At 51.1% G+C, this 24,483-nt stretch carries 27 protein-coding genes and 1 pseudogene; 23 read left to right on the forward strand and 5 right to left on the reverse strand.

The window, feature by feature from the left end:
• Positions 1-60: 60 nt before the first annotated feature.
• From B0475_RS00260 to B0475_RS00280, 6 genes and pseudogenes are all read left to right on the forward strand, one after another.
• Positions 61-543: a DUF3291 domain-containing protein gene (locus tag B0475_RS00260; protein ID WP_077409842.1), complete on the forward strand. Its 483-nt coding sequence runs from the start codon at positions 61-63 to the stop codon at positions 541-543.
• Entirely contained in the window at positions 543-878 is a 336-nt protein-coding gene (locus B0475_RS00265; RefSeq protein ID WP_077409419.1) for a hypothetical protein, read from the forward strand. Before B0475_RS00260 ends, B0475_RS00265 begins: the two co-directional genes overlap by 1 nt.
• Before the next feature lie 118 nt (positions 879-996).
• Positions 997-1,215, forward strand: a complete 219-nt coding sequence (locus B0475_RS17555) for a hypothetical protein (RefSeq protein WP_157892542.1) — start codon at positions 997-999, stop codon at positions 1,213-1,215.
• Positions 1,199-1,828, forward strand: a complete 630-nt coding sequence (locus tag B0475_RS00270) for a peptidoglycan DD-metalloendopeptidase family protein (RefSeq protein ID WP_157892543.1) — start codon at positions 1,199-1,201, stop codon at positions 1,826-1,828. Before B0475_RS17555 ends, B0475_RS00270 begins: the two co-directional genes overlap by 17 nt.
• Before the next feature lie 132 nt (positions 1,829-1,960).
• Positions 1,961-2,310, forward strand: a pseudogene (locus tag B0475_RS00275) (MarC family protein).
• Between the two features lie 279 nt (positions 2,311-2,589).
• Positions 2,590-3,939, forward strand: coding sequence for a mannan-binding protein (locus B0475_RS00280; RefSeq protein WP_077409421.1), 1,350 nt, complete (start codon positions 2,590-2,592; stop codon positions 3,937-3,939).
• Between the two features lie 179 nt (positions 3,940-4,118).
• On the opposite strand, the gene B0475_RS00285 is transcribed toward B0475_RS00280, so the two are convergent.
• Positions 4,119-5,135, reverse strand: coding sequence for a right-handed parallel beta-helix repeat-containing protein (locus tag B0475_RS00285; RefSeq protein ID WP_077409422.1), 1,017 nt, complete (start codon positions 5,133-5,135; stop codon positions 4,119-4,121).
• A gap of 273 nt (positions 5,136-5,408) precedes the next feature.
• Here B0475_RS00285 and B0475_RS00290 point away from each other — a divergent pair, with 273 nt between their 5' ends.
• The 3 genes from B0475_RS00290 (at position 5,409) to B0475_RS00300 (ending at position 6,642) form a co-directional block, all read left to right on the forward strand.
• Entirely contained in the window at positions 5,409-5,696 is a 288-nt protein-coding gene (locus B0475_RS00290) for a molybdopterin-binding protein (protein ID WP_077409423.1), read from the forward strand.
• Between the two features lie 3 nt (positions 5,697-5,699).
• Positions 5,700-6,107 (forward strand): gamma-glutamylcyclotransferase family protein, encoded by a 408-nt coding sequence (locus B0475_RS00295; RefSeq protein WP_077409424.1) that lies wholly within the window; start codon positions 5,700-5,702, stop codon positions 6,105-6,107.
• 121 nt (positions 6,108-6,228) lie between these two features.
• On the forward strand, positions 6,229-6,642 hold the full coding sequence (locus B0475_RS00300; protein ID WP_232781817.1) for a helix-turn-helix domain-containing protein: 414 nt from the start codon (positions 6,229-6,231) through the stop codon (positions 6,640-6,642).
• Between the two features lie 111 nt (positions 6,643-6,753).
• Here B0475_RS00300 and B0475_RS00305 read toward each other — a convergent pair whose 3' ends face one another.
• Positions 6,754-7,374: a hypothetical protein gene (locus tag B0475_RS00305; RefSeq protein ID WP_157892545.1), complete on the reverse strand. Its 621-nt coding sequence runs from the start codon at positions 7,372-7,374 to the stop codon at positions 6,754-6,756.
• Positions 7,375-7,449: 75 nt separating this feature from the next.
• Between B0475_RS00305 and B0475_RS00310 the strand changes: the two genes are divergently transcribed.
• Together B0475_RS00310 and B0475_RS00315 are read left to right on the forward strand one after the other, a co-directional pair.
• A complete protein-coding gene (locus tag B0475_RS00310) occupies positions 7,450-7,677 on the forward strand; it encodes a hypothetical protein (RefSeq protein ID WP_077409426.1) in 228 nt (75 codons plus the stop codon).
• Between the two features lie 51 nt (positions 7,678-7,728).
• Complete coding sequence (locus B0475_RS00315) at positions 7,729-8,433, forward strand: aspartate/glutamate racemase family protein (protein ID WP_077409427.1); 705 nt, start codon at positions 7,729-7,731, stop codon at positions 8,431-8,433.
• Here the strand turns inward: B0475_RS00315 and B0475_RS00320 are convergent.
• Positions 8,430-9,113, reverse strand: coding sequence for an alpha/beta hydrolase family protein (locus B0475_RS00320; protein WP_077409428.1), 684 nt, complete (start codon positions 9,111-9,113; stop codon positions 8,430-8,432). The genes B0475_RS00315 and B0475_RS00320 overlap by 4 nt on opposite strands.
• 78 nt (positions 9,114-9,191) lie before the next feature.
• Between B0475_RS00320 and B0475_RS00325 the strand changes: the two genes are divergently transcribed.
• The 5 genes from B0475_RS00325 (at position 9,192) to B0475_RS00345 (ending at position 12,706) form a co-directional block, all read left to right on the forward strand.
• Positions 9,192-9,521 (forward strand): hypothetical protein, encoded by a 330-nt coding sequence (locus B0475_RS00325; RefSeq protein WP_077409429.1) that lies wholly within the window; start codon positions 9,192-9,194, stop codon positions 9,519-9,521.
• 12 nt (positions 9,522-9,533) lie between these two features.
• On the forward strand, positions 9,534-10,025 hold the full coding sequence (locus tag B0475_RS00330; RefSeq protein ID WP_077409430.1) for a hypothetical protein: 492 nt from the start codon (positions 9,534-9,536) through the stop codon (positions 10,023-10,025).
• Entirely contained in the window at positions 10,022-11,236 is a 1,215-nt protein-coding gene (locus B0475_RS00335; RefSeq protein WP_077409431.1) for a winged helix-turn-helix domain-containing protein, read from the forward strand. Before B0475_RS00330 ends, B0475_RS00335 begins: the two co-directional genes overlap by 4 nt.
• A 171-nt stretch (positions 11,237-11,407) precedes the next feature.
• Positions 11,408-12,082, forward strand: coding sequence for a hypothetical protein (locus B0475_RS00340; protein ID WP_077409432.1), 675 nt, complete (start codon positions 11,408-11,410; stop codon positions 12,080-12,082).
• A gap of 66 nt (positions 12,083-12,148) precedes the next feature.
• The gene (locus B0475_RS00345; protein ID WP_077409433.1) at positions 12,149-12,706 is read left to right on the forward strand and encodes a hypothetical protein; all 558 of its coding nucleotides are present in this window, start codon (positions 12,149-12,151) and stop codon (positions 12,704-12,706) included.
• Here B0475_RS00345 and B0475_RS00350 read toward each other — a convergent pair.
• Positions 12,694-14,166: a sodium:solute symporter gene (locus B0475_RS00350; RefSeq protein WP_198538046.1), complete on the reverse strand. Its 1,473-nt coding sequence runs from the start codon at positions 14,164-14,166 to the stop codon at positions 12,694-12,696. The two genes, B0475_RS00345 and B0475_RS00350, sit on opposite strands and share 13 nt — an antisense overlap.
• Positions 14,167-14,233: 67 nt before the next feature.
• On the opposite strand from B0475_RS00350, the gene B0475_RS00355 reads away from it, so the two are divergent.
• From B0475_RS00355 to B0475_RS00380, 6 genes are all read left to right on the forward strand, one after another.
• Positions 14,234-14,698 (forward strand): (2Fe-2S)-binding protein, encoded by a 465-nt coding sequence (locus B0475_RS00355; RefSeq protein ID WP_077409845.1) that lies wholly within the window; start codon positions 14,234-14,236, stop codon positions 14,696-14,698.
• 1 nt (position 14,699) lies between these two features.
• Positions 14,700-16,940 carry a xanthine dehydrogenase family protein molybdopterin-binding subunit gene (locus B0475_RS00360; RefSeq protein WP_077409434.1) on the forward strand — a complete coding sequence of 747 codons (2,241 nt, stop codon included), beginning with the start codon at positions 14,700-14,702 and terminating at the stop codon, positions 16,938-16,940.
• Positions 16,941-16,947: 7 nt separating this feature from the next.
• A complete protein-coding gene (locus B0475_RS00365; RefSeq protein ID WP_198538047.1) occupies positions 16,948-17,847 on the forward strand; it encodes a hypothetical protein in 900 nt (299 codons plus the stop codon).
• On the forward strand, positions 17,840-18,181 hold the full coding sequence (locus B0475_RS00370; protein WP_077409435.1) for a hypothetical protein: 342 nt from the start codon (positions 17,840-17,842) through the stop codon (positions 18,179-18,181). Before B0475_RS00365 ends, B0475_RS00370 begins: the two co-directional genes overlap by 8 nt.
• Before the next feature lie 11 nt (positions 18,182-18,192).
• Positions 18,193-19,554 (forward strand): patatin-like phospholipase family protein, encoded by a 1,362-nt coding sequence (locus B0475_RS00375; RefSeq protein WP_157892547.1) that lies wholly within the window; start codon positions 18,193-18,195, stop codon positions 19,552-19,554.
• Between the two features lie 196 nt (positions 19,555-19,750).
• Complete coding sequence (locus tag B0475_RS00380; protein WP_077409437.1) at positions 19,751-21,682, forward strand: MFS transporter; 1,932 nt, start codon at positions 19,751-19,753, stop codon at positions 21,680-21,682.
• On the opposite strand, the gene B0475_RS00385 is transcribed toward B0475_RS00380, so the two are convergent.
• Positions 21,616-22,851, reverse strand: a complete 1,236-nt coding sequence (locus B0475_RS00385) for a trans-sulfuration enzyme family protein (RefSeq protein WP_077409438.1) — start codon at positions 22,849-22,851, stop codon at positions 21,616-21,618. The genes B0475_RS00380 and B0475_RS00385 overlap by 67 nt on opposite strands.
• A gap of 160 nt (positions 22,852-23,011) precedes the next feature.
• Between B0475_RS00385 and B0475_RS00390 the strand changes: the two genes are divergently transcribed.
• Positions 23,012-24,478 (forward strand): TyrR/PhhR family helix-turn-helix DNA-binding protein, encoded by a 1,467-nt coding sequence (locus tag B0475_RS00390; RefSeq protein ID WP_077409439.1) that lies wholly within the window; start codon positions 23,012-23,014, stop codon positions 24,476-24,478.
• The last annotated feature ends 5 nt before the right edge of the window (positions 24,479-24,483 follow it).

A 24,483-nucleotide genomic window follows, 5' to 3' on the forward strand; every position in this document is an offset into this window, starting at 1 on the left:
AATGAACTTTTTAACTGCTCAGTGGCCTGATGGGTGGTCATTGATAACACCGGAGGAATCATGAAATACCAATTGGCTCAACTTAACATTGCCCAGTTCCGACTGCCACAGGAACATCCAGCCAATGCTGACTTTGTCAACAACCTGGATCGGGTCAATGCCCTGGCTGAATCACATCCGGGTTTCGTTTGGCGTTTTACTGGTGAAGGCAATGATGCCCTGGATGTGCAGGCCTTTACCGATCCACTGATCGCGGTGAACCTGTCGGTTTGGCAGGATGTATATTCTTTGGTTGATTTTGTTTACCGCAATGCAGGTCATACCCAAATCATGCGTCGCCGCAAAGAGTGGTTTGACAAGCTCGATGTTCACATGGTTTTATGGTGGGTAGAACAGGGGCGTATACCCTCCCTGGAAGAAGCCAAAATCAGGTTGGAATTATTGCGTATCAATGGCCCGACTGACGCTGCTTTTACTTTCAAACATGCCTTTGCACCACCCAACGGAAAACGCATTGATGTATTCAAAGATCACAGCGACTGATGAGTAAGACGCTACCCACCTGGCACTGCGAAGCGCTGGATCAGGGTTTGGATTATGTTGTATTGGTGTTTAACCACACAGCTGGCCTGGTGTTTGCGCCTGCCCATCTGAAGCAACCTTTCCGGGTCGGTGGTGGTTATGATGGAAACTGGCCGGTTGATGCCCAGGGGGCGCTTGAACACATCCGTGATGATCTGCCAAAATCCCACCGAGAATCATGCAGCTGGTTTATTCCATTTGTACAGAAAGTACATGATCAGCAGGACTTTTCATTGCATGATATGGGCCTTGATAAACGTGCGGTGAGGCTGATCAGAGGTCCATGGCCCTGGTGAGTCATGTGAACAGACTTGCCAGTCAGTATTGAAGATCAAAAATTGATTGGTTATGATGTGTTTATGATCATTGAAGATCGGAACATACATTGATTAAGTAAACAGGGAGTGAAGTCACATGAAATACAATAACTGGGCCTTATTTGTCGCATTGTTGATCGGTTTGACAACAAAACGGATTATCTTTTCTTATTATGATTTTCATTACAACTTCATTCAGGACCCGTTCCATTTGGGCTATTTGCTCATTGATTTGGGTGTGTATTTTGCGCTGTGTTATGGTGCACTTTTTGCCATCATGGCTTTGTTGCCATCAAAAAATGAAGAATCCAAATAACCCATCTAATCCCTTGCTGCTGAGTTGGTTTATGGCCGGAATGTGCAGTGTGTTTGCTGCCATGGCTAAAGAACAGCAGGACTGGATTAAAATCCATGCTCCGCATGACGAGGTATTCAGTTGTATTGAGCACTGGGATGGCCAGTTCAACCATGTTGGGGATGCGCTGGGTACCGATTGTGTGATTCAGGCCTGGTATCAACACAAAGATCGCATGTTCGTGCGTTCTTTTGAGAAACGTGGCCACCGAAACAAAGACTGGTTCGGCTATGGGAAAGCTGTATTGGCGCCCTGTGACTGTGAGGTGGAGGCCACGTTTACCAACCCCAAAACCAACCGGCCCGGCATCATGCAACCAGGGAAAGCCAGTACCATCACCTTTAAAAATGAAGCAGGCATTCGCATCTTATACGCCCACGTGGACGACATTCAGGTCAAACCCGGCGATGTGGTCAGGGCCGGGCAGACTGTGGCCAAAGTGGGCAACAACGGCTTTTCCCGTAACCCCCACCTGCACATTGGTGCCTGGCAGGGAGAACAACCCCTGCAAATCCGGTTTGACCAAAAGTCTTTACAGTTGAAAAGTCGTAAACAGTCAGTGGTCCGGTATTGATATTTAACCACTTACCACCAAATGAATCAGTGCATGTTATCTTAACTGAGGATTGATGTTGGACTTCCTGGCCATATTTATTGTATTTTTTCAGTGGTAGACCCGGTTGGCACCGTGCCGGTGTTCATCGCTGTGACTGATGGATATCAACAGGCCGTTAAAAGAAAGATTGCATTGATTGCATTCATGGCTTCAACCTTCATTCTGGCATTCTTTGTGGTTGCCGGCGAGTTGATCCTGACAGCGATGTCCATTCCTTTATCGGCCTTTCAGATTGCCGGTGGTGTGATTTTTTTTTGTTTGCTCTGAAGATGATTTTCGGTGACAGCAAGCCAGAAGAAGAGCTCAAGTTGTACGGAAAAGACTGTCATGAAACCGCTGTATTTCCACTGGCAATTCCATCAATTGCCAGTCCGGGTGCAATGCTTGCAGCGGAGTTGTTAACCAAAAATGATGTGTTTACAGTCTGGGAGCAGTTGTAGACCGGAATGTTCCTGGCTGCTGTTGCCACCACCAATATCCTCAAAGGTATCAGTGACTATTTTGGTTTTTAATGCTTTGCAGCACACTCAGTGATTGAGTTTGTGCTCAATCATGATGATTTCCTGATACACAAGTCAAGCTGGTCATTCTGGTAAGAACTCGGTAAGAAGTCTCAAGGCATGGGTAAGAACTTCGGTGTTGTTCATCCCGGATAATGATTGAAACAGCCACTGGTCTGAAGAGACTGGTGTTTATTTCAATCATAAGAGGAGACACACATGTACCGAGTTATACATACCGGACCATTCATCACCACCTTGATTTTCATCTTGATGCTGCTGTTCAGCGGCAGCAGTCAGGCCGGAAAAATCAATGCCGCTTACATCAACACCCAACCGGAACCACTGGGCAGTCTGACCCTCAGTACGGCACATATTTATGGGCAAACGGTGTTCACCCGTTTCAATATCATGGGTTTGACCTTGTGCCCGGGTGGGAACGGTAGCCAGTGTACCACCCCTGCTGAGCAGGCCAACCCAATCCATTGGGGAGGCGGTCAGCCGCTGGATGCCAGTTGGCAAGTACCCGCGAATATGCAGCCGGTACTGAGCGCTATTCAGGCATTGAACCCAAACGGGGATAAAAAGTTATTTGCTTCCATGATTGGCGGTCAGACCAACAATTACCTGGCCGGACTGGCCACCACCAGCATCACCGCCAATGCCACCAATTGCGGCCTCAATGGATCAGGTGTGGGTAACATTCATTGTGCTGTTTTCTACCTCGATCAGTTCTTTACAGCCTATGGTATTCATGGCCTGGACATTGATTTGGAGGGCGGTAACCAACAAGGTTTTGTCAACCTGCTCACAGCCATCGGTAACACCACCACCATCAAGAATAAATACCTGTGGTCGTTCGCGCCTTATGTGGATTATTCAGGTTACAGTGCTGTGGCCTTACAAGGTGGTAGCTGTGCCTTTCAGGACAATGGTTTGAGCTATATTGCAGGCAGACAATACTATTCAGGTGGTGCCATTGGTTTCCCGCCACAACAAGTTGATGACCTGGTGAACACCCTCGGTGGTGAATTACAACAGGCAAGTACCACCAATTGTGCAGCCACAGGTGCTTTGCAGTTGGGAGCCAGGCAAATGGTCATGGGTTTGGCGCCGTATTCTGTGCTGGGAGACCAGTTTCCTCACGGCCGGGGTTTCCCCAATACCTGTCAGTATTACTATCAGCGAAACAATCCTGACTGTGCGGCAATGATGACCAAGGTGATCAGTCAGTACCCTGATATCGGAGGAGCCTTTGTCTGGACCAGTGGTCTGATCGATCCGACATATTATGCCTGTTACATGGGCAATGCCCTGAACGGCACCAGTAATGACTGTGGTCAGCCTCAGCCAATACCCGGGAATGCCGGCTACTGCGGACCGACCCAACCGGCCAATTGCAGCAACCCCGATGCACTGGATATTCAGGCGGGTCCCATATGGAGTAACCAGGAGGCGCAGACCGTCTGCCCCCAAACCTGCGGTGATGTCAGCCTCAGGTGGAATGGCCAGTGGAACACCACCCAGCCTGGGGTGATGTCGGTTTGTGGTTGTGTGCCGAAATCATAAAACCAGTGATGCACACGGGCGAAGTGGCTGACAATCGCCCGTGTGGTTGCGAATACTGAGCCATTCACAGCAGCCAAAAACTGAATCAATGAACGCGGATTGAAGTCCGCGTTCCGTTGGCTTGTTGGCTCTGGTATCAGCCCTCCACTGAGGAATTTCCATGAGCCAGTCGATCAGGATCAATAACTGTTGCCCACCCCCACATCAACGATCGGAGTGGCGGTGCCGGTGTAGGCATTACCCACAGCATTGTTGTGGTGGGCGTCATTGTTGAAGAAGATGCCGGTGGCATTGTTGTAGATTTTGTTGTTATTGATCTGGTTTTTAAATACTTCGCTGCTGCTGAGGATGCCCAGACCGAGGATGATGCCGGAGTTGAAATCGATGGTGTGATTACCCTGAAAGGCGTTTTTGAAACTGCGGTTGGCGCCGGTGTGCAGGCAGCCACTGCCGCCATCAGCGTAGATCTCAAGGCCCCGGTCACCGACCCTCAATGAGTTGCTCTGCAACTGATTGTAGGAGGCATTGTCCAGGCGGATCGCGGTTTGGTAAGAATCCTGTACCTTGTTGTTGTGGATGGTGTTTTCATCGCTGCGGGACACTTTGATGCCGTAGTACCAGCTTTTCCAGATCAGGTTGTTGCTGATCACATTGCGGTCGCTGTCATCACCACACAATTCGACACCCAATGCACTCTCATAGAATTCATTGTTGTCGATGACGTTGTTGTTGGCCTCTTTGCCGGCCACAAAATTGGCCACAAACACGCCCTGTGCGTTGATGTAAATGAATTGATTGTCGGCGATCAGGGCATCGCTGCCGGAAGACACCACCACACCCACGCCAAGGTCGTAAAACACCACATTGGAAACGTTCAGTGCAGATGTGTCGGCGGTGTTCACCCCGGCCCAAAAGCCTTTGATGACCCCGCCATTGCCTTTGATTTGAACACCACTGCGTCCATAGACCACCACTCCGGCCAGGTCCGTGGTGCCCGAAAGGCTGTGACCATTGAGGTCCAGGGTCACCCCATCGGCACCGATTTCCAGCGCATACCAGCCGGTGGTGCAATGCAGATCCGCGGTCAGTGTGGTGTTGCTGGTCAGCACATCACCACAGCTGACGGCAAAGGCCTGAAATGACAGCAGCCACAGGAAGGTGGCGGTGATGAGCTGGTTGATTCCGCTTGGTTTCATGTTGTTCTCCTTGAGTGTGATTAAGTACAACAAGGGTTCGTGAATGCAGGCTGATTTATGACACGTCTGCTCAGTGAATTGTTTAGTTTGGAAGAGCTGATGATAAGCTCAACCCGCTGACCCGGTTGGTTAAACGCAATTTAATCAGAGGGTAGTGCGCTTGATTTAATGACATGATCGCCGTGGCCGCATTCAATTTTGTTGGGAACAAAATTGAATGAAGTCCCCAGATCATTCCTTATATGATGCACTGGTGTCATTCAATTCAATCAGATGAGTTTCAGGCAAGACAACAAAGACCCTGAGAGACAATGGCTCAGTCATAATAAGGGGTTGTTGAATGAGCTTGGTGTACCAGATGCAGCCATTGAGCATTGGAACTACGTGTTGCTCCATGGTGATGATGCGTTTGGATCAGGTTGGCATGCTGAAAATTTGTCAATCGAGGATGCCAAAGCACTGCTTGCTCTGCTGAAGTCTTTTTATAAGAATGAAACAGGATTGGATCTGATTCAGGTATTAAGGCGAGTGATTGCCCGTACTGAGAAAAGCGGGGTATAGCCAGTGAATGAACAGTCACAGCAGGTTTTTTTCTATGGTCTGTTTATGGACCCGGAAGTGCTTTTATCCATGGGGGTAGAACCACCTCAGGGCCAGCCAGTGAGTTTAGCGGATTATGCCTTACACATCGGTCAACGGGCGACCCTGGCTCCAGCGAATGGTGAGCGGGTTTATGGCATGTTGTACCGCTTGTCTGCGAGCGACCTGGAGCGCTTGTATGGCGCACCGGGTCTGGAAGATTATCACCCGGAATTGGTTCAGGTGGTTACTGAACCAGGAAACATAATCAACGCCCATTGTTACAACCTACCGACCATTCCCGGACCGGATGAGGGCAATCCGGCTTATCGTGCACAGCTGAAAGCCACTTTTCACAAACTGGGCTTGCCTGACATCATTGGAGCGGATTGACGCACTCAGGATGTCCGGTTCAGTGGGGATCTCAGCGCATACCAACATCACTGTCGGGCGAAAGTCGTGGCCGGTTTTAGCTAAAATATACATACTGACCCCTCACCACAAAGGAGCACTTATGATCATCAAAAAACTGCGCAATAAGAACAACTGGTCCCAGGAACACCTGGCTGCCCTCTGTGACCTTAATGTGAGAACCATCCAGCGGGTAGAAAGTGGCAACAAAGCCAGCCTGGAAACCTTGCAGTCATTGGCAGCGGTGTTTCAGGTGGATGTTTCTTTATTAACTGAGGAGGTGACTGTGATTGATAAACACTCGGAACACTGGAAGGCCCAACCCTGGTGGTTGAGGCTGCTCTTTTTTGGCGTACCATCGAGAAAAATGCAGGTTTGGCTGGAGTTGTCCTTGTTGCTGCTGGGCATGTTGGTGCTGTTTGTGTATGACAGCAAAATCGTGGCAGCAAGCATCTTCGTATCCACCTATATCACCGGTTTAAGCATCCGTTATGGTGATGATCGGGCGATTTGGTAAGCATGTTTTTCATTTGATTCCCGCAGTGATCCGGGGAATCGAAGGACTGTTCAACAACGTGGACTGAAGGCCGCAACTCAGTGTCATTATTCTTACAGGATTGGTTGACTTTTAGGTTGGTTTTTTCTGGAACAGTGCCCACAAAGCGATTAAGCCAAATAAACCCATCAGAATGAATCCTATGTTCAAGGGCACAGCAGGTACTTGTCCGCGAAAAACGAAACGGAAATAGTTGTTTAACTGATCAGGGTCCCATTCCTCGGCGGCTGGTATCCACCATAAAGTCTCCAGTTGTCCGCTTTGTTCAAAAGTCAGGTTTAGGGTACAGGTTTTGGTTTGGTTAACAGCGAGTGGACCATGCATGGTGAAACTTTGAACATACATGATGTCGTTGACAGGTGGTCTCGGGTCAATGTGTCGCCATTCAAAACTACAGTGGTTTTCGGATAAGGGACTTTCGAGCAACATTGTATATATCCAATAATCCTGTGTGACATTGAATCCTGGCATCACAGCTAATCTTGCATCCGGGTTGGTGATCGGATCGGGCCCATGGTTAGTCACTTGAAATTGCAATTGACCACTTTCGCCTGGCTCGATGCCATCGGCAAATTCAACGGAAGTAACGCGAACAGATAAATCAGTTTGAAAGTTTTGCCCAAAAACCAACTGACAGCTCATCAGCAAACCAAGGCAAAACAGGCGAATGCATAAAACAGGTGAATATTTCATGGGTACAACAGTATACACACTTGATCTTGTGAGGGTGTTAAGTTCAGGGTCAAAGTGGACTGACATACAGGATATATGGAGAAAAAAATTTCATGGCAGTCTTGGCGAGCCGCAGGCGCGGCCATCACCAGACGGCTTTCCAATTGTATGAGATTTATTCATGGTTTCAAGCCGTTCATCATCAGGCTGGGTGCGTTTGGTGAATTAGCATTGCAGCTTGTGAGATGCCACGCCACTGAAGTGGCTGGCAAAGACAGTCTGATTGACGTCGTCCCGGCCAGTGAGCCGGGATCCAATGTCTGATCCTGATCTGAGTCGCTTGTTACAACTGACTGTAAGCGGTAGACTGAACCCATGAGTCAAAAAATCAAAACCAAACACATCGGCATCGTCGGCTGCTCAGCCGAAGGGGCGGCGTTGTGTTACACGACCCTCTGCACCCAAGCACCCAAATTGATGGGGCCTCACGCGCACCCGGAAGTGTCGATGCACACCCATTCGCTGGCCGATTACGTCACCTGCCTGGAAGCCGCTGACCTCGATGGCGTGGCGGCCCTGATGCACTCATCGGCGGAAAAGCTCATCGGCATGGGCGCTGACTTACTGATTTGCCCCGACAACACCATCCATCAGGCCCTTGGCTTGATCAGGGAGCGGATATCTGTGCCCTGGCTGCACATCGCCGAAGTGGTGACACTGGAAGCGAAACGATTGGGATATCAGCAACCCGGTATCCTGGGCACCCGCTGGCTGGTCGAAAGCAGCGTGTATCCTAACGCACTCGAAGGGCAAGGCCTGAGGTGGCAAAAACCCAACCCGGTACAAACAAACCTGATGAGCGACATCATCATGGACGAACTGGTGTGTGGCACCTTCAATGAGTCATCCACCAGCCAACTGATCGACATCATTGATGACTTAAAAGACCGGGACTGTGACGCGGTGATCCTCGGCTGCACCGAACTGCCGCTGGTCCTGAATGATGACAACAGCCTCCTGCCCACCCTGAATTCCAACCGGCTGCTGGCAGAAGCCGCGCTGAGGGCGGCTTTGAATTAATCAATCACTGTGATCTGTTGGTGTTCCATGCTTTGCATGTAATTGAACTGGCTTAATGACCAGCGACCATCTTTGGTACCGGAAACCATGAACCCAGCCCTTTTATAAGAACCGATGCCGTTGTACAAATAGATGCTGCAGCTGTTTTGTGACACACTGAGCAGCTTGATGCTCAGGAATGACAGGGCTTTGGGGAAATCCTCAGAGAAGTGTTCTGACCTGCGGGATGGGTGTCCTTTGATCAATGGTATGCAGGTTTTGAGGATGCTGTTGTGTTGTTCCTTGGTCAATCCACCCTCCAAGACGTTCACCGCGTACTCGTAACCCAGGGTGTCTTCTGCCCAGGTTTGTGCCATCATTTCTTTCCACTCTGGTGCTTGCTCAAACAATTCCAAAAGGGCAATGATGCTGATGCCCTGAAGAGAGTGATAATCCCTGACATTGTTCAATGATTCATGCAGTGCATCCGGATCCTGATTGACCAGCTCCTCAAACAGTTCTGGCATGTATTTATGCATATCACGGAGGTGGTTGAGTAACTCATCATCACTCAGCGCATTGTTGTCCAGTGCGGCAGCGGCCACCTGTTCTTCCCAGGACTGACCTAACTCTTTAGTTTGGCCGAAAGCTGATGAACAATTGTAAATAAAAAGAACAACGGTGATGAAGCGGAGAATCATATGAATCCGTGAGAGATTGGGTGTTATCATCAGACATCAGAATAACAAGATTGTTTAAAATAGGCGGGAGATTAAACAGTGGCTTTATTGATAACCGGTTTTACTAAATGTGGCTTATGTGGCGAAGTCATCGAAGCACACCATCAGTTCCATTCATTTGCAGCCTTTATTCCTCCCGGTCACAGATTGCATGGTTTTTCAGATGCATCGGTTCATCAATCCTGTTTGTTGAACTGTGAAGATTATCAGGGATTGATGCACTTGTATGCTGGTTATCAGCAGATTTATGAGAGAAGGCCCTTACCTTCACCTGAAGAAGCAAAAAACTTCACTCATTGGTACAACAATTCAGAAGACATCAAATCATGGCAGGCCGAATTGGCTCAATTCTGGTCACAAAACAGTTGAGGTGAACACAAGATGACAATTGCACGAAGACCCACAATACCATTTGCCCAGTGGAAGCTGGCTGTCGATCTTAAGGCAACCAGAAAGCTCCAAAATCAGGCGGGCATGCCGGCTTTTGGCTGTGCCTGCGATGTGTGTGCGGACTGGAAAAAACTGTATAAAAAAATCATACCTGGTCAGATGTCTGAACAACTCAATCGCATAGGGGTTGACCAACAACACCCAACCGATATTTACGCATTTATGGAATCTGAAAATGACCGAGCTATTCGGGTTTTGTTCCATTTTATAGGAAAAATTCTGTCAGGACCTGGTGCACAGACGTTCTGCAACAAGGTCCATGGACAGATCATGAATTATGTGCCGCAAGGGTATGAAAATTTTTTCAGTATCATGGTGTTACCTGCCAATCAATCATTTGAGACCGCACCCAGAAGGTCTGATGGCAGCCACGATCAGGTGGTCTGCATTGACATGAGGTTGATGTACTCCTTACCGCAATGAACGTCATCACAACCCAAGCTGATTTAAGACGCCTGTGCCGGCTGGCCCTCAAGGCGCAGGGCTTGTTGCAGGTGGGGCCTTTTGGCCGGGGCATCAATGGCGCGCACAAAGCCATTGGACACTTGGGTTATGTGCAGCTGGACAGCATCTCGGTGATTGAGCGGGCCCACCACCATGTGTTGCAGGCCCGGGTGCCGGGGTTTCAGCCGGGGATGGCCGAACGCTTGCTGATTCGGGGCGACATCTTTGAATACTGGTCGCATGCGGCGGCGTTTTTGCCAATGGCTGATTTTCGCTTCTCATTACCGTATAAACACGCCATCAAAAGTGGCCAGACCCATTGGTTCAAAGACCCGGATCAGCAGCTGATGCAGGATCTGCTGACACGCATCCGTATGGACGGCCCCCTGCGCGCCCGGGATGTAGAAACCCAGCGCTCAGGCAACAGCGGCTGGTGGGATTGGAAACCGGCCAAAAAAGCCCTGGAGCAACTGTACATGCAGGGTGATTTGATGGTCTCAGACCGCACGGGATTTCAAAAAACTTATGACCTGACTGAGCGGGTGTTGCCGGCCGGTACCGACACGTCACCACCGTCAGCGGCAGAACTGGCAGCCCATCTGCTGGACCAACAACTGCGTTGTCATGGCCTGGTGTCAGGCAAAGGCCTGACCTACCTGCGCCGGGTGCCGGGGCTCAAAGAGGCCATGAAAGACCTGCTCGATGAGCGCCTGGCTGCCGGTGAATTGGCATCGGTACAACTGCACAACGGCGCGGTGTTTCACCTGTCAGCAGGAGCCCTGGATGGCCCGGCCCCACGCACCAGTCACCGCCTGCGCATCCTTTCGCCATTTGACAATGCGGTGATCCAGCGCGACCGGCTAAACAGCTTGTTTGGCTTTGATTACCAGATTGAATGTTATGTGCCGGCGACCAAACGCCGTTATGGCTACTTCAGCCTACCGTTGCTCTACCGTGATCATTTTGTTGGTAGGATGGATGCCAAAGCGCACCGCAAGACCGGCGTGCTGGAGGTCCGGCAGTTGCACCTGGAAGACCACCCGTTCGATACCGATGCGCTGATCGATGCGCTGGTCAAAGCCCTGGATGAATTCCGCGTGTTTCAGGGGTGTGCGCGGGTGGTGGTGAAGTCGGTGGAGCCTGATGAGATCAAACAACTTTTACAATTGTCTTTGAATGACATCCATTGAAGTTGGTATTAAGATGCCTTATTGCCATTAATGTGTTTAGTGCAGGATCGCTCACAAGGGACATGTCTCATTGAACACGATAAATTAACCACACCAATTGAAATACCCGTGTTGTCGGTTCATAATCGCTTTATATGATTCACATACCTCAACGATTTCAAGGAACGAAACATGAAGCACAACATCACATCAAGGGCCATGCACAGCACATTCCCTGAGCTGTATCAGGCGTTTGCCCGTCACCCAAAACCCAAGTCCATCGCCGTTTGTCCGTGTTGTATGGATCAGGAGGAAGTGGATGTGATGTTAAAAAAACAACGGGATGTGTTGACCGCAGATGAGCTGAGCAGCTATGCCAGTTCTGTGTTTCTGACCTGTGGTGACATCAGTGACTTCATGTATTTTTTTCCCCGCATACTGGAGTTGCAGTTGCTTGATGTCTTCAGTTGGCCCAATCCGGAAGTTTATTATCGTGCCATTGGGCAAGCTGAATTCAATAATTGGACAGATGCTGAACAGTCAGTTGTCATTCAACTGACAGTTGACAAGATCAATACCTTATCAATGCATGCTGAGAATGGAGCCGAGGTGGATACCTGGTTGTGTGCTTTGTCCTCCATCATGAATGACATCAGTCCTGTTTTGGATAATTTGGAGTCAACGGAGGTTTGGGGGGACTTCATTGATTGGAACATTAAAGCCTTGACGGAAGCAAAACTGACCAACAGTTTCTGGGATGATCGACCGGAGCAGGCCAAACAGTTGCTCAACAGACTTCAATCAAATTCTGTCAGAGCATTGTGTGGGGATAGGTATGGCATGGTGTTTGATGATGAAGGAGCATGAAAAAATTGCTCGATACACCAAATCCAAGTGGGTTGTTTTTACTGGTGTTCAATAACTGAGGTTGTTATGAATAAGTCTTGTTATTTCTGCGGTGTCAATGAGTCAGAATCAAAGTTTGATTTGTTAGAAGAAGGATACTATGAAGACATGCTTATCTGTCATGAATGTTGGTTTTCAGACACAGCACGTCGCTGGCGGCTCAAACAAGAAGAAAAAGACCAGGCCTATAAACTACACAGCGAACTTGTCACTGCTGGTTTTCCTGTGGACTGTGAACACTGTGGTCATCGGTCATTCCGACACCCGAAATACATAGGTCACTCACCTGACTGGGAGGTGATGTGTGATTCTTGTCATCGCTTCAAATGGGACATTGTGAAACCCAGAAAGCATGACCTGACAAAGTGGCATGAATTTTACCAGGCCTATATGAAAGGCCGATTGAATCTGCAAGCCAATCAGAAACAGTTGCAGGACATGTCTGGTCAGTTGGGGTTACCAGAGATCAGCTGTGAATGTGGTGGGCATTATTCTATGTTGGCCAAACCCAGATGCGAACGTTGTAATCACGTGTTAAGTGACAGTTTGTTTCATGTGTTTGACCAGCATTATCAGGACAACTGATCAGTTTCTAACCTTCGCCGACTCACCAGCCACAATCCCAGGTACACCAGCCCGCCATTGATCAGCAGTATTTCGTAGCCGAACTGGTAGCCGCCGAGCCAGTCAGAACCGTGGTTGGCCAGCAGCCAGGACAGCACCGGGGCGGCGATGGCGATGACTGGGATCAACCGGCCATTGGGTTGACGTTGGCTGGTGAGGCCGAAGGCGAACAGCCCGAGCAAGGGGCCGTAGGTGTAGCTGGCGGCTTTGAGCAGGGCGTCGATGGCGTTGGTCGCCATCAGGTAGTAAAACGCCACCACCAGCCCCAGTACCAGCAACGACATGCCGACGTGGATCCATTGGCGCTGGCGGCGGTGGTGGTGTTCGTCGCGTTCCAGGATGTCCAGATAAAAAGAGGTGGTCAGCGAGGTCAATGCCGAGTCGGCACTGGAGTAAGCGCTGGCCAGCAGGCCCAGCACAAACAACAAAGCCAGACCCACTGGAAAGTGTTCCAGGGCGATGGTGGGAAACAACAAATCGGCTTTCTCAGGCAGGGTTACGGCAAAGGCGTCGGCATACAGGTACAGGCCGGCACCGAGCAGCAAGAACACAAAATTCACCGCCACCAGAATCAGCACAAACACATACATGTTCTTCTGTGAAGCCCGCAGGTTTTTGCAGGACAGGTTCTTCTGCATCATGTCCTGATCCAGACCAGTCATGACGATGACGATCAATATGCCAGAGAGGAATTGTTTCCAGAAATTTTGTGGGTCGGTCCAGCCATCGGTGAAGAAAAACACCTGGCTGTATGAACTGTTGGCCATCTGCGCGATGCCACCGGACAGTGAACCACCCAGCGCGGTGGCCAGAAACCACAGCGCGCCCAGTGCCGCGATGAGCATGAATGCGGTTTGCAACAAATCGCTCCAGACAATGGTTTTGATGCCGCCTTTGACGGTGTACAGCCAGATCATCACGATGGCCAATAACGCGGTGCTCCAGAACGGCAATCCGAAATGGGACAGCATGAAGGTGTGCAGCACCAGGGCGACCAGGTAAAGCCGAAAGGCACAACCAATCAGCCGTGAGAGCAGGAAAAAGGCCGCCCCGGTTTTGTGCGCATGCCAGTCATAGCGTTCTTTTAAATAGGTGTAAATGGTGGTGTAGCCACCGCGGTAATACAATGGCAACAACACCTGCGCGACAATCACATAGCCGAGGATGTAACCCAGCACCATTTGAAAATAGGCAAATTGTGAATTCCCAACCCAGCCGGGAATGGAGATGAAGGTCACCCCGGACAAACTGGCACCGATCATGCCAATGGCCACCACTGGCCACGGCGACTGACGGCTGCCAATGAAAAAGTCCTGCTGGCTGCCGCGACCGGCGGTCAGCCGGGCGATCAACAGCAGAAAAGCAAAATACAGGCCGGCCACCAGGGCCAGGGTCATGGGTTCGATGCGCATGGCAGGCATGGTATCACATCCCCATTGATCTGAAATGGGTTAGAATAATTGTTTCTGAATGAAACAGGACCAAAGCATGAAGTTGACCGTCAATGGTGTCTCGCATGAAGTGGATGTCGAGGAGGACATGCCATTGCTGTGGGTGTTACGTGATGAGTTGCAGTTAACCGGCACCAAATATGGTTGTGGCATTGCCCAATGTGGCGCTTGTACGGTACACATGAATGGCATGGCCGTGCGCTCTTGTCAGGTCCCAGCCAAAGAAGCCGCGGATCAAACCATCACCACCATCGAGGGCCTCGGGCAGCCCGAAGCCCTGCACGCGGTGCAGGCTGCCTGGGTTGAGCATCAGGTGGCACAATGCGGTTATTGTCAATCCGGCCAAATCATGCAGGCCGCCTCATTCCTGCAGTTCAAGCCCAACCCCACCGATGAAGACATTGACCGCGCCATGTCCGCCAATCTGTGTCGCTGTGGCACCTATCCGCGGATCCGCGAGGCGGTGAAGACCGCTGCCAAATCATTGCGCGGAGGGGTCTGAGATGGGCAAACTGAAGACCTTCACCCGCCGCACCTTTTTGGTGGGTTCAAGCGCGATTGCCGGCGGTGTGGCTTTTGGTACCTTCCTGGCGAAAAAGCCTCACGATAACCCCCTGGCCAAAAATCTGAACAATGGTGAGGCAACCTTCAATCCCTGGGTGTTGATCGATGCCGACAAAATCACCCTGATCGTGCCGCACATGGACATGGGTCAGGGCGTGGCCTCAATCCAGGCGGCGATGATTGCCGAAGAACTGGATTTGGAGATGGACCAGTTTGCAATCAGTTTTGGCTTGCCTGATGCAGCCTATCACAACACCGCACTGGCTTCAGAAGCGGTGCCTTTTTTGTCCACCGATGATGGCATGACCGCCCAAGCCATGCGCACCGTGGTGCGCTCAGTGATGAAGATCCTCGGTCTGCAGGTCACCGGTGGATCGACCACCGTGCCTGATTCATTGAACAAACTGCGCATCGCCGGTGCCACCGCCCGGGAAACCCTGAAACGGGCCGCGGCCATTCAGGCTGATGTGGATGCTGCAGAACTGACGACTGCCCGGGGCGCGGTGGTGTTACCGGATGGCAAGCGCATCGCATACACCGATCTGGCGGCTGCAGCGGCGGCATTGCAACCGGTGCATCACAACACCCTGCGTGATCCGGCCAGCTGGCGCTTATTGGGTCAACCGATGCAGCGGCTGGACATCGTGGGTAAATCCACCGGCACCCTGGATTATGGCATTGATCTGCAGTTTGATGACCTGCTGTATGCCGCGGTGCAACTGAATCCCGGCAAAGGCGCGGCGCTGAAATCACACGATGACACACAGGCCAAAGCCATGCGTGGGGTGCAACAGATCCTGCCGCTGACCCATGGTGTGGCCGCGTTGGCCGACAACAGCTGGCGCGCCATGCGGGCTGCGAAGGCGGTGGTCTGTGACTGGGCCGAAGCCAGCTACCCGGCTGAGCAGGCAGACCATTGGCAACTAGTGGCTGACTCATTCACTGAGGAGCGATTGGACAAAATCTGGCGGGACGACGGTGATGTGGAACAGGCCATCACTGATGCCGCTGCCCATCAGGCCGAATACCGGGCGCCTTATGTGGCGCATCAGCCACTGGAACCTTTGAATGCGGTGATCCGTGTGACCAATGAACGGGCCGATATCTGGGTGGCCCATCAGATGCCCCGCTTTGCCCAACAAAAAGTGGCCGAGATCACCGGGCTTGAGGTGGATCAGGTGTACCTGCACAACCAATATGCCGGTGGCAGTTTCGGCCATCGCCTGGAGTTTGACAACGTCATCCTGGCTGCCGAGATCGGCCGGCAGATGCCTGGCAAGACCATCAAACTGACCTACACCCGGGAACAGGATTTTGCCCAGGACTTTACCCGCCAGATTGGTATGGCCCGTGGCCGGGGTTTGGTGAAGAACGGACAGGTAAAAGCCATGGATTTATCGGTGGCCACGGTGTCCTCTTCAGAATCACAGATGAAAAGACTCGGCCAATCAGCCCCTGGGCCAGACAAACAAATCACCGAAGGTGCCTGGAACCTGCCTTATGACATTGAACATTTCAGGGTTTCCGCTTACCGGGTACCCGAATTGGCCCCCACTTCTTCGTGGCGTTCGGTCGGGGCGTCTTCGGCCGGGTTTTTTGCTGATTGTTTTCTGGATGAACTGATTCATCAGGCCGGTGCCGATCCATTGGCCGAACGCCTGCGTCTGTGCAACCACCCGGTGGCCAAAGCGGTGCTGGAAACCGCCGGTGAATTGTCCGGTTGGGGTCGCCCACTGGCAGAAAACCAGGGCCGGGGCATTGCTTTTGTCGAATCCTTTGGGGTGCCGGTGGCTGAAGTGGTTGAGGTGACCATGACCGACCGTGGCATCCGCCTGGATCAGGTCACGGTGGTGGCCGATGTCGGCCGGGTGATCGATCCGGTGAATTTTGAAAACCTGATGCAAGGTGGCGCGGTGTGGGGTTTGGGTCATGCCATGAATTGTGAAATCACCTTCAAAAACGGTGCCAGTGAACAATTGAACTACCACCGACACGCCGGCATGCGGCTGTATCAGTGTCCGAAAATTGTGGTCAAAGGCCTGGAAAACGGAGCACAGGTCAGGGGCATTGGGGAGCCGCCGGTACCGCCGGCTGCCCCGGCATTGGCCAACGCCATTTTTGCCGCCACCGGTCAGCGCGTCCGTGAGATGCCGTTTGATCAGCACATCCGGTTCGTCTGAGGAGGTGATGATGAAAACTTTGTTGACCATGCTTTTACTGTCAGGCCTTTGGGCTGCCAATGCCGCGGAAGACATTCAACTGATCCCACCTGAGGCTGGCAGTGTGTCAACCAAGCAGGGGTTGCAACATTGGTCACGCATTTATGAAGTGACTTCACATCCCCGCTGTGCCAATTGTCATGTGGGCGACAGCCCCTATCCCATGTGGTCAGGGCCAAGCTATGGCGAAACCCGCCGGCATGACATGAACATCCACGCTGGGGCCAGCCGCATTGGCGTGGAATCAATCATGTGCAGTACCTGTCACCGGCAAAGCAACAGCGAGGAAGCCCATGGCGCACCGGGGGCCAATGCCAGCTGGCGACTGGCACCAGTCGAAGCCGCCTGGTTTGGCCGCAGTTCCAATGACATCTGCCAGCAACTGCGGGATCCGGCCCGCAATGGAGGCCGCACGTTCGAAGAGTTGGCCGCGCATTTGAACCACGATGAAATCCTGCACTGGGCCTGGACCCCGGGTGGTCAACGCAAGCCCGCGCCTTATTCGTTGCAGGAACACGTCAATGACTTGTTGAGCTGGGGAGTGGCGGGTATGCCCTGTCCAGCGGATCAGGCCGATGAAATAAGGAATGATCTTGGGACTTCGGCCTCCGATCCGGTCTCGGCTCTAACTCCTGTATCCCTACCGTCGTCATTCACTTTTGTTGCTGACAAAAGTGAAAGGCCAGGTGATGAAAGGTTGCTGATTTTTGCGCAGCAAAAGAAAGCAAGAATGCATACCGTAGACCGTGGCCACGGCGATCATGTCATAAATTCAAGCGCACGATCCTCTGATAATACTGCGTTTAACCAACAGGGTCGGCGGGTCGAGCTGAACATCAGCTCTCCGCTGGAGGTGGCCCATGAGTGATGTCAGGATGTTGTATCGCAGTGCAGCCCGCTGGATGTTGTACTGTGCGGCTTTACAAATCACCGTATCCTGGGTGGTGGGTTTTCATATATCCACATATCAGATGTTGTTTTTCGGTTTATTGGGGGTGCTCACGGCGCAGGGCTTACACCGGGGTTGGCGCTGGCTGGCATGGTGCTCGTTGTTTCCAGTGATGATGGTATCGATACTGGCCATGGCCCGGGCTTTTGACGCCACCGGGTTGGGCATTGGCTGGTTCGCCGGGATCGCTCTGACAGATTGTATTGTGGCGGTGTTTTTATGGCGAATTTTGTGGCGCTCTGTTGAACGCTGATGGGGTTATTGATGAAAGAAAAACGTATTTTGTGGTTAGTCTGTTTGGGTGTACTGACGGCCTGCGTGCCACAACCGAGGTATCTGAACCAACCCTTGACGGATGCTGAAAGGGAACAACCGGTCCCTGCCCGGTTTGAAACCCATGACCGCAATGATGACATCACCGTGATCCTGACATTTTCCGGAGGTGGCACCCGTGCGGCGGCATTTTCATATGGCGTGATGAGAGGCCTGCGGGACATTGATGTCGACATCAACAGCCGCCATTCAACCAGCCTGTTGTCTTTGGTGGATGTGATTTCTTCGGTGTCAGGTGGCAGTTTTACAGCGGCTTATTATGGCTTGTTTGGTGAACAGTTGTTTACAGACTTTGAAGCGGATTTTCTGAAGCTCAAAGTGCAGAGTTACCTGACCCGGCAATTGTTCATCAACCCAATCAACTGGTTTCGTTTCATGTCTGGTCAGTACAACCGCTCAGAATTAACTGCGCAATATTATCAGCGGGCCATTTTTGGTGGCAAAACCTTTGCCGACATGCGTATGGACGCTCCCGTGGTCATGATCAATGCCACCGACATCGCCACCGGAGCCGGGTTTTCTTTCACCGAAGAGCATTTTCGCTGGCTGTGTTCAGACCTGAGTGAATTTCCGGTGGGTAAAGCGGTGGCCGCATCGTCCGCGGTGCCGGTGTTGTTTTCGCCGGTGCTGGTCCGCAATCACCCTGGCTGTCAGCCCTATGAATTTCAACTGAGCCGGGTGCACGAAGATGTCCGCTTCAAACACCAGGCTTTGAAACTCAGGCAATTCCGTAAGAAACATAAGTACCCCTATCTGCATTTGGTGGATGGCGGGGTGGCCGATAACCTGGGGGTGCGTGCATTGCTCAATCAAATTTATGAGCAAGACAATGATTTTTGGCAAGCATTAAAAGCCTATCGGTTGACCAATACCAAGAAAGTTTTGTTTGTGGTGGTCAATGCTGCAGCGGTACTTGATGAAGGCATTTCACAATCCACCGATACGCCAAGCTTGTCACAAACCATCAATGCGGTCACCACCATTCAGTCACAAAACTACAACGCGGATACCCTTGATTTATTGGAACTCAGTGTTGCCCAATGGACCGATCAGGTGCGGGAAGGGCGGTGTGCAGAATTTTTCAAAGCCGGTTGTGATGATTTTGAATTTTACGTCACTGAATTGAATTTCTCACACATTGGAGAGCCGCATGCTTCAGAGTTGGCGGCCATTGAAACGGCCTTGCAATTACCTGAAACAGAAGTCGACCGCCTGATCCGGGCCGGGGAGCAGTTGGTGCGTGAGTCTGAAGTGATTGCACAATTTGTGAATCAGGTCAGTGAGCAACCATGAATCGGTTTTGGCAGCGATTGAGCAACGGGAATGATGTTCAAGTTGGTGAGCAGTCAGTCATTTGGGTATCATCTTCAGCCACCAATTGGTTATCTCATGCTGCTGAAAGAACAACCCATTGGTTGAGGGCAAAATGTTCACAGATGCCTGATGTCACAATGGTAAACTAAATATCAGTTAATCAATCAGTTCAATCATGTCAGACAAATCACAGTTTCATTTGCTTGGTCAACAACGGTTTTTGCCGTTTTTTCTCACTCAGTTTTTTGGCGCTTTCAATGACAATGTGTTCAAAAATGCATTGGTGATCATGATCGCCTTTCGGGTTGCTGAGGATCAGGTCAACATCCTCACCAACCTGGCTTTTGGTTTATTCATTCTGCCGTTTTTTCTGTTCTCGGCCTTTGCCGGTCAGGTGGCTGATAAGTTTGAAAAAGCCATGCTGATCCGGCGGGTCAAGATTGGTGAAATCCTGATCATGTCCCTCGCCACGGTGGGTTTTTATCTGAACAGTGTGCCGTTGTTGATCTTTGTGTTGTTTTTGATGGGTTCCCAATCGACCCTGTTTGGTCCGGTGAAGTATGGCTACCTGCCGGAAAAACTCAGCAACCATGAACTGATGGGTGGTAATGGGTTGGTGGAAGCCAGTACCTTTTTATCCATTCTGCTGGGCACCATCCTCGGTGGCATTCTGATCGCTTACGATTCCTGGGTGCCGATCTCGGTGGCGGTGGTGTGTTTTGCCGCTTCCGGTTACCTGTCGGCGCGCAAAATTCCCTTGTGTGAAGCCGCTGAACCGACCATCAAACTGGATTGGAACCTGTGGCGGGCCACCGCCGGTAACCTGCGCATCCTGCCGGAAAAACGGGTGGTGTTTTTGTCGGTACTGGGGATTTCCTGGTTCTGGTTTTTTGGTTCGGTGTTCCTTGCCCAGATGCCCAATTTCAGCCGCACTGTACTCAGTGGCAATGAGTATGTGGTGACGCTGTTGCTGACCATGTTTTCCATCGGTATCGGCCTGGGTTCTTTGTTGTGTGAAAAACTCTCCGGTCGACGGGTTGAAATCGGACTGGTGCCGGTGGGAGCCCTGGGCCTGGCCTGGTTTGGTTTTGATTTGTATTGGGTCAGTTCTCAATGGCCTGTTTCGGCGGTACAAAATCTGGGTATCACGGCAGTGATGTCGGTACCCGGTGCTTATCGGGTGTGCATCGATCTGGCCATGATCGGTGTGTTTGGAGGCTTATACATCGTGCCGCTTTATTCCCTGGTTCAGGAGCGTTCTGATGCCAATCAGGTGTCCCGCATCATTGCCGGCAACAACATCATCAATGCCATGTTTATGGTGGTGGCCGCGGTGCTGGGTATGGTGGTGCTTGGGGTGCTGGACATGACCATCCCGCAACTGTTTCTGATCACGGTCGGCCTGCATATCGTGGTTTGTCTTTACATCTTTAAGGTGGTCCCTGAATTCATTTTGCGTTTGATTGCCTGGTTGCTGGTGTCGCTGGTTTACCGGGTGAAGTACAAAGGTCTGGAACACATTCCGGCTGACGGCCCGGTGGTACTGGTCTGTAATCATGTGGCGTTTGTCGATCCGGCGATCATCATGGGCCGGGTAAGGAGGCCCACCCGATTTGTCATGCACCACAAAATCTATAACAAGTTTGGTATGAAGTTCCTCTTCAAATCAGCCAAAACCATCCCCATTGCCAGTGCCAAGGAAGATCCTGAAATGATGGAAGCGGCCTTTGCTTCAGTCAAAGAGGCGTTGGCCGAAGGTGATGTGGTGTGTATATTCCCTGAGGGTCGGTTGACGGCTGACGGGCACATTGGCCAGTTTAAACGTGGCATCGAACGCATATTGCGTGAGACGCCGGTACCGGTGGTGCCCATGGCATTGAACAACCTTTGGGGCAGCATGTTTTCCCGTTATGACAAGAAAGTCATCCACCGCCGGCCGCGCAAGTTCATGGCCACTGTGGAATTGTTGGTGGGTGAACCCATTCCGCCGGAACAGGTCACTGCTGAGTCGTTATATGAACAAGTGGTGGACCTCAAGCATCAGGCAGAAATCGACAACCCATTGTTGGAAAAGCCGGTACCTGAGAACACTGACTCAAATGCCTGATCCAAATCGGTGATGATGTCATCAATGTGTTCCAGACCGACTGAGATCCTGATCAGATTTGGGCTGATCAGGTGGGCCAACAGTTCTTCTTCGCTGTAGGTTGAATGGGTCATTGAAGCCGGGTGTTGAATCAGGGTTTCGGCATCGCCCAGGCTCACCGCACACAAAATCATTTGCAGGGCATCAACGAAGGCAGCAGACTGTGCCCGATCGGCATTGAGTTCGAAGGCAATCATGCCTCCGGCCTGGCGCATTTGTCGATCTGCCAGCTGGCGCTGGGCAAAAGTCTGTAAACCGGGGTAAAAAGTGTTTTTGACGTATTTGGATTGTTCCAGATAGGCCGCGACCTGGTGGGCGTTTTCCACGTGGCGGTCCATTCTGACGTGTAGGGTCTTGATGCCCCTGAGCAATAAAGCCACGTCGAAACCGGAAATCACTGCGCCGGTCATGTCCTTCAGTCCAAACATGCGGATGTGGTCCATGTCTGGTTTCGTACCGGCGACAAAACCGGCAATCAGGTCGCCATGTCCACCGAGGTATTTAGTGGCCGAATGCACCACCAGATCAGCGCCAAGGGTCAGTGGGTTTTGCAGATATGGGGTGCAATAAGTGTTGTCAATCATCAGTTTGCAGTCATACGCACGGGTGATGTCAGCCAATGCGGCAATGTCGACCAACCGCATGTTGGGGTTGCTCGGTGTTTCGCTGTAGACCAGTTTGGTTTTGTTTGTGATATGACGGGCCAGGTTCGCCGGATCGGATAAGTTCAAAAAAGTGACCTCAATGCCAAATGGTTTCAAGCCATGCGCCAGGAAGCTGAAGGTGCAGCCATACAAGCTCAAATCAGCAATGATTTCATCACCAGGTTTCACCAGTGACCAGATGGCCGCGGTGATGGCGCCCATGCCCGATGCAGTGGCCAATGCGGCTTCAGCCTGTTCGAGTTCTGCCAGGCGGTTTTCCAGCAGTTGTTGAGAAGGTGACCCCAATCTGGCATAAATGAAATGATCGTTCTCACCCTGAAACGCCTCACCGCCTTGTCTGACTGAGTCAAAGGCATAGGTTGAGCTGGTGTAGATGGGCGGTGTCAGCGCACCTTGATGGGCTCTGGGCTGGTAGCCGGCATGGATGGCCTGGGTGGCGAAGTGGCGTTGATCAGTGTTTTTCATAACCTTAGATGTATTTGTTATCGGGATGACTTTATTTTAAGTTGTGACCACTCGGCAACCAAGTTAGAATACGTAACAATTTCATTACATCACGACATAAGTGCATGCATAAATTACTGATAAATAAGAAAAAACATCTTGTACGGAATTTCTTACATTTATGAAACTGGCGATCACCACCGAAAATAAACTGGGCATCACCGATGATGTGTTGTCCTTATTGCGTAACCACCAGGCTGACTTGATCAAGGTCGAAGTTGAAGATGGCAAAATCTACCTGCATACCCGCGAGCTGGATAAGCCCACCCAAGGTACCATAGCCAGTTTGCTGATGAAAATTCCTGGTATCAAATGGGTCAATCAGATCGATGTATTGCCCGGTGTGGAAACCCAGAGCATGTTACATTCTTTGATGCAGGTGATGCCTGATCCAGTACTGGGTGTCAACACCAAAGGGCAAATTTCATTTGCCAATGACAAAGCCAGGGTATTGTTTTCTGCACACACTGAGCAGCAAAAAATGCCACAACAAATGAAGCAGATTTTTGTCTCCGAAGGCTGGCAGGAAAAGGTCAATGCAGCGGCCACTTCGCACATCCCGGTGAACATCAAGACCATCGCTGGCACGATGTTGCTGGAAGTACAGGGTATCAAGGATCAGGAAGGTAAGATGAATGGCGCGATGCTGCTGTTCAGGGATTATGACAAAATTCGTGCCAGCTCTTACGTGATGCAGGGTGAGGAAATTGATGGATTGCAGCGGTTGGTGTATCAATCTGATGCGTTTGCACAGGTCTTGCAAAAAGCCAAAACCGTGGCCAATGTGGATGCGCCCCTGAACATCGTTGGTGAAACAGGCACGGGCAAAACAATGTTGGCTCATGCTTGTCACAGCCTGAGTGACCGCAACAATGAGTTGTTTACGGTGGTGGATTGTCAGGCGATGAAAAGCGATGAAATGGAAAGCCTTTTGTTTGGTTCGGCCACCGGTCCCGGGATCTGGGAGCTCAACCAGTCTGGCACGCTGTTTTTCTCGCACCTGGAATTCATGGCACCTCATATTCAGGACAAGGTTTTACAGCATTACCAACAGGCCAAACCAGCGGTGCGCATCATGGTTTCAACTGCTCAGAAACTCAGCAGCCATCAACAGGCAGGCAAACTCAAGGCAGGTCTGGTTTTGTTGCTCGATGTGTTGCGACTGGATGTACCTCCTTTGCGAGACAGACCCGAAGACATTGAACCATTGATGCAACATTTTCTGCATCAGTTCAATGAACAACTGGGACAGGATCTGTCCTTTTCACTGGATGCGGCGGCGAAAATGAAACGCTATTACTGGCCGGGCAACGCAGGACAACTCAGGCATGCCATTTACAAAGCCATGATGTTGGCCAAAGACGGCATGATTCAGGCCTCTGACCTCGACCTTGAAGGGGCCATGAGTCTGGAAGCAGATCTGGAAGGCATGACCTTGAATGAAGCAGTCAGTGAATTTGAAAAACACTTTTTACAGCATTGGTATCAGAAATATCCGTCGACCCGGAAACTCGCCCGGCAACTGGGTGTTTCGCACACCACCATTGCGCAGAAAATCAATAAATATCAACTCAACCAAAACAACTGAAAACC

The organism is Marinicella sediminis, from assembly GCF_002000055.1.
In the GTDB taxonomy this organism is placed as follows: Bacteria; Pseudomonadota; Gammaproteobacteria; order Xanthomonadales; family Marinicellaceae; genus Marinicella; species Marinicella sediminis.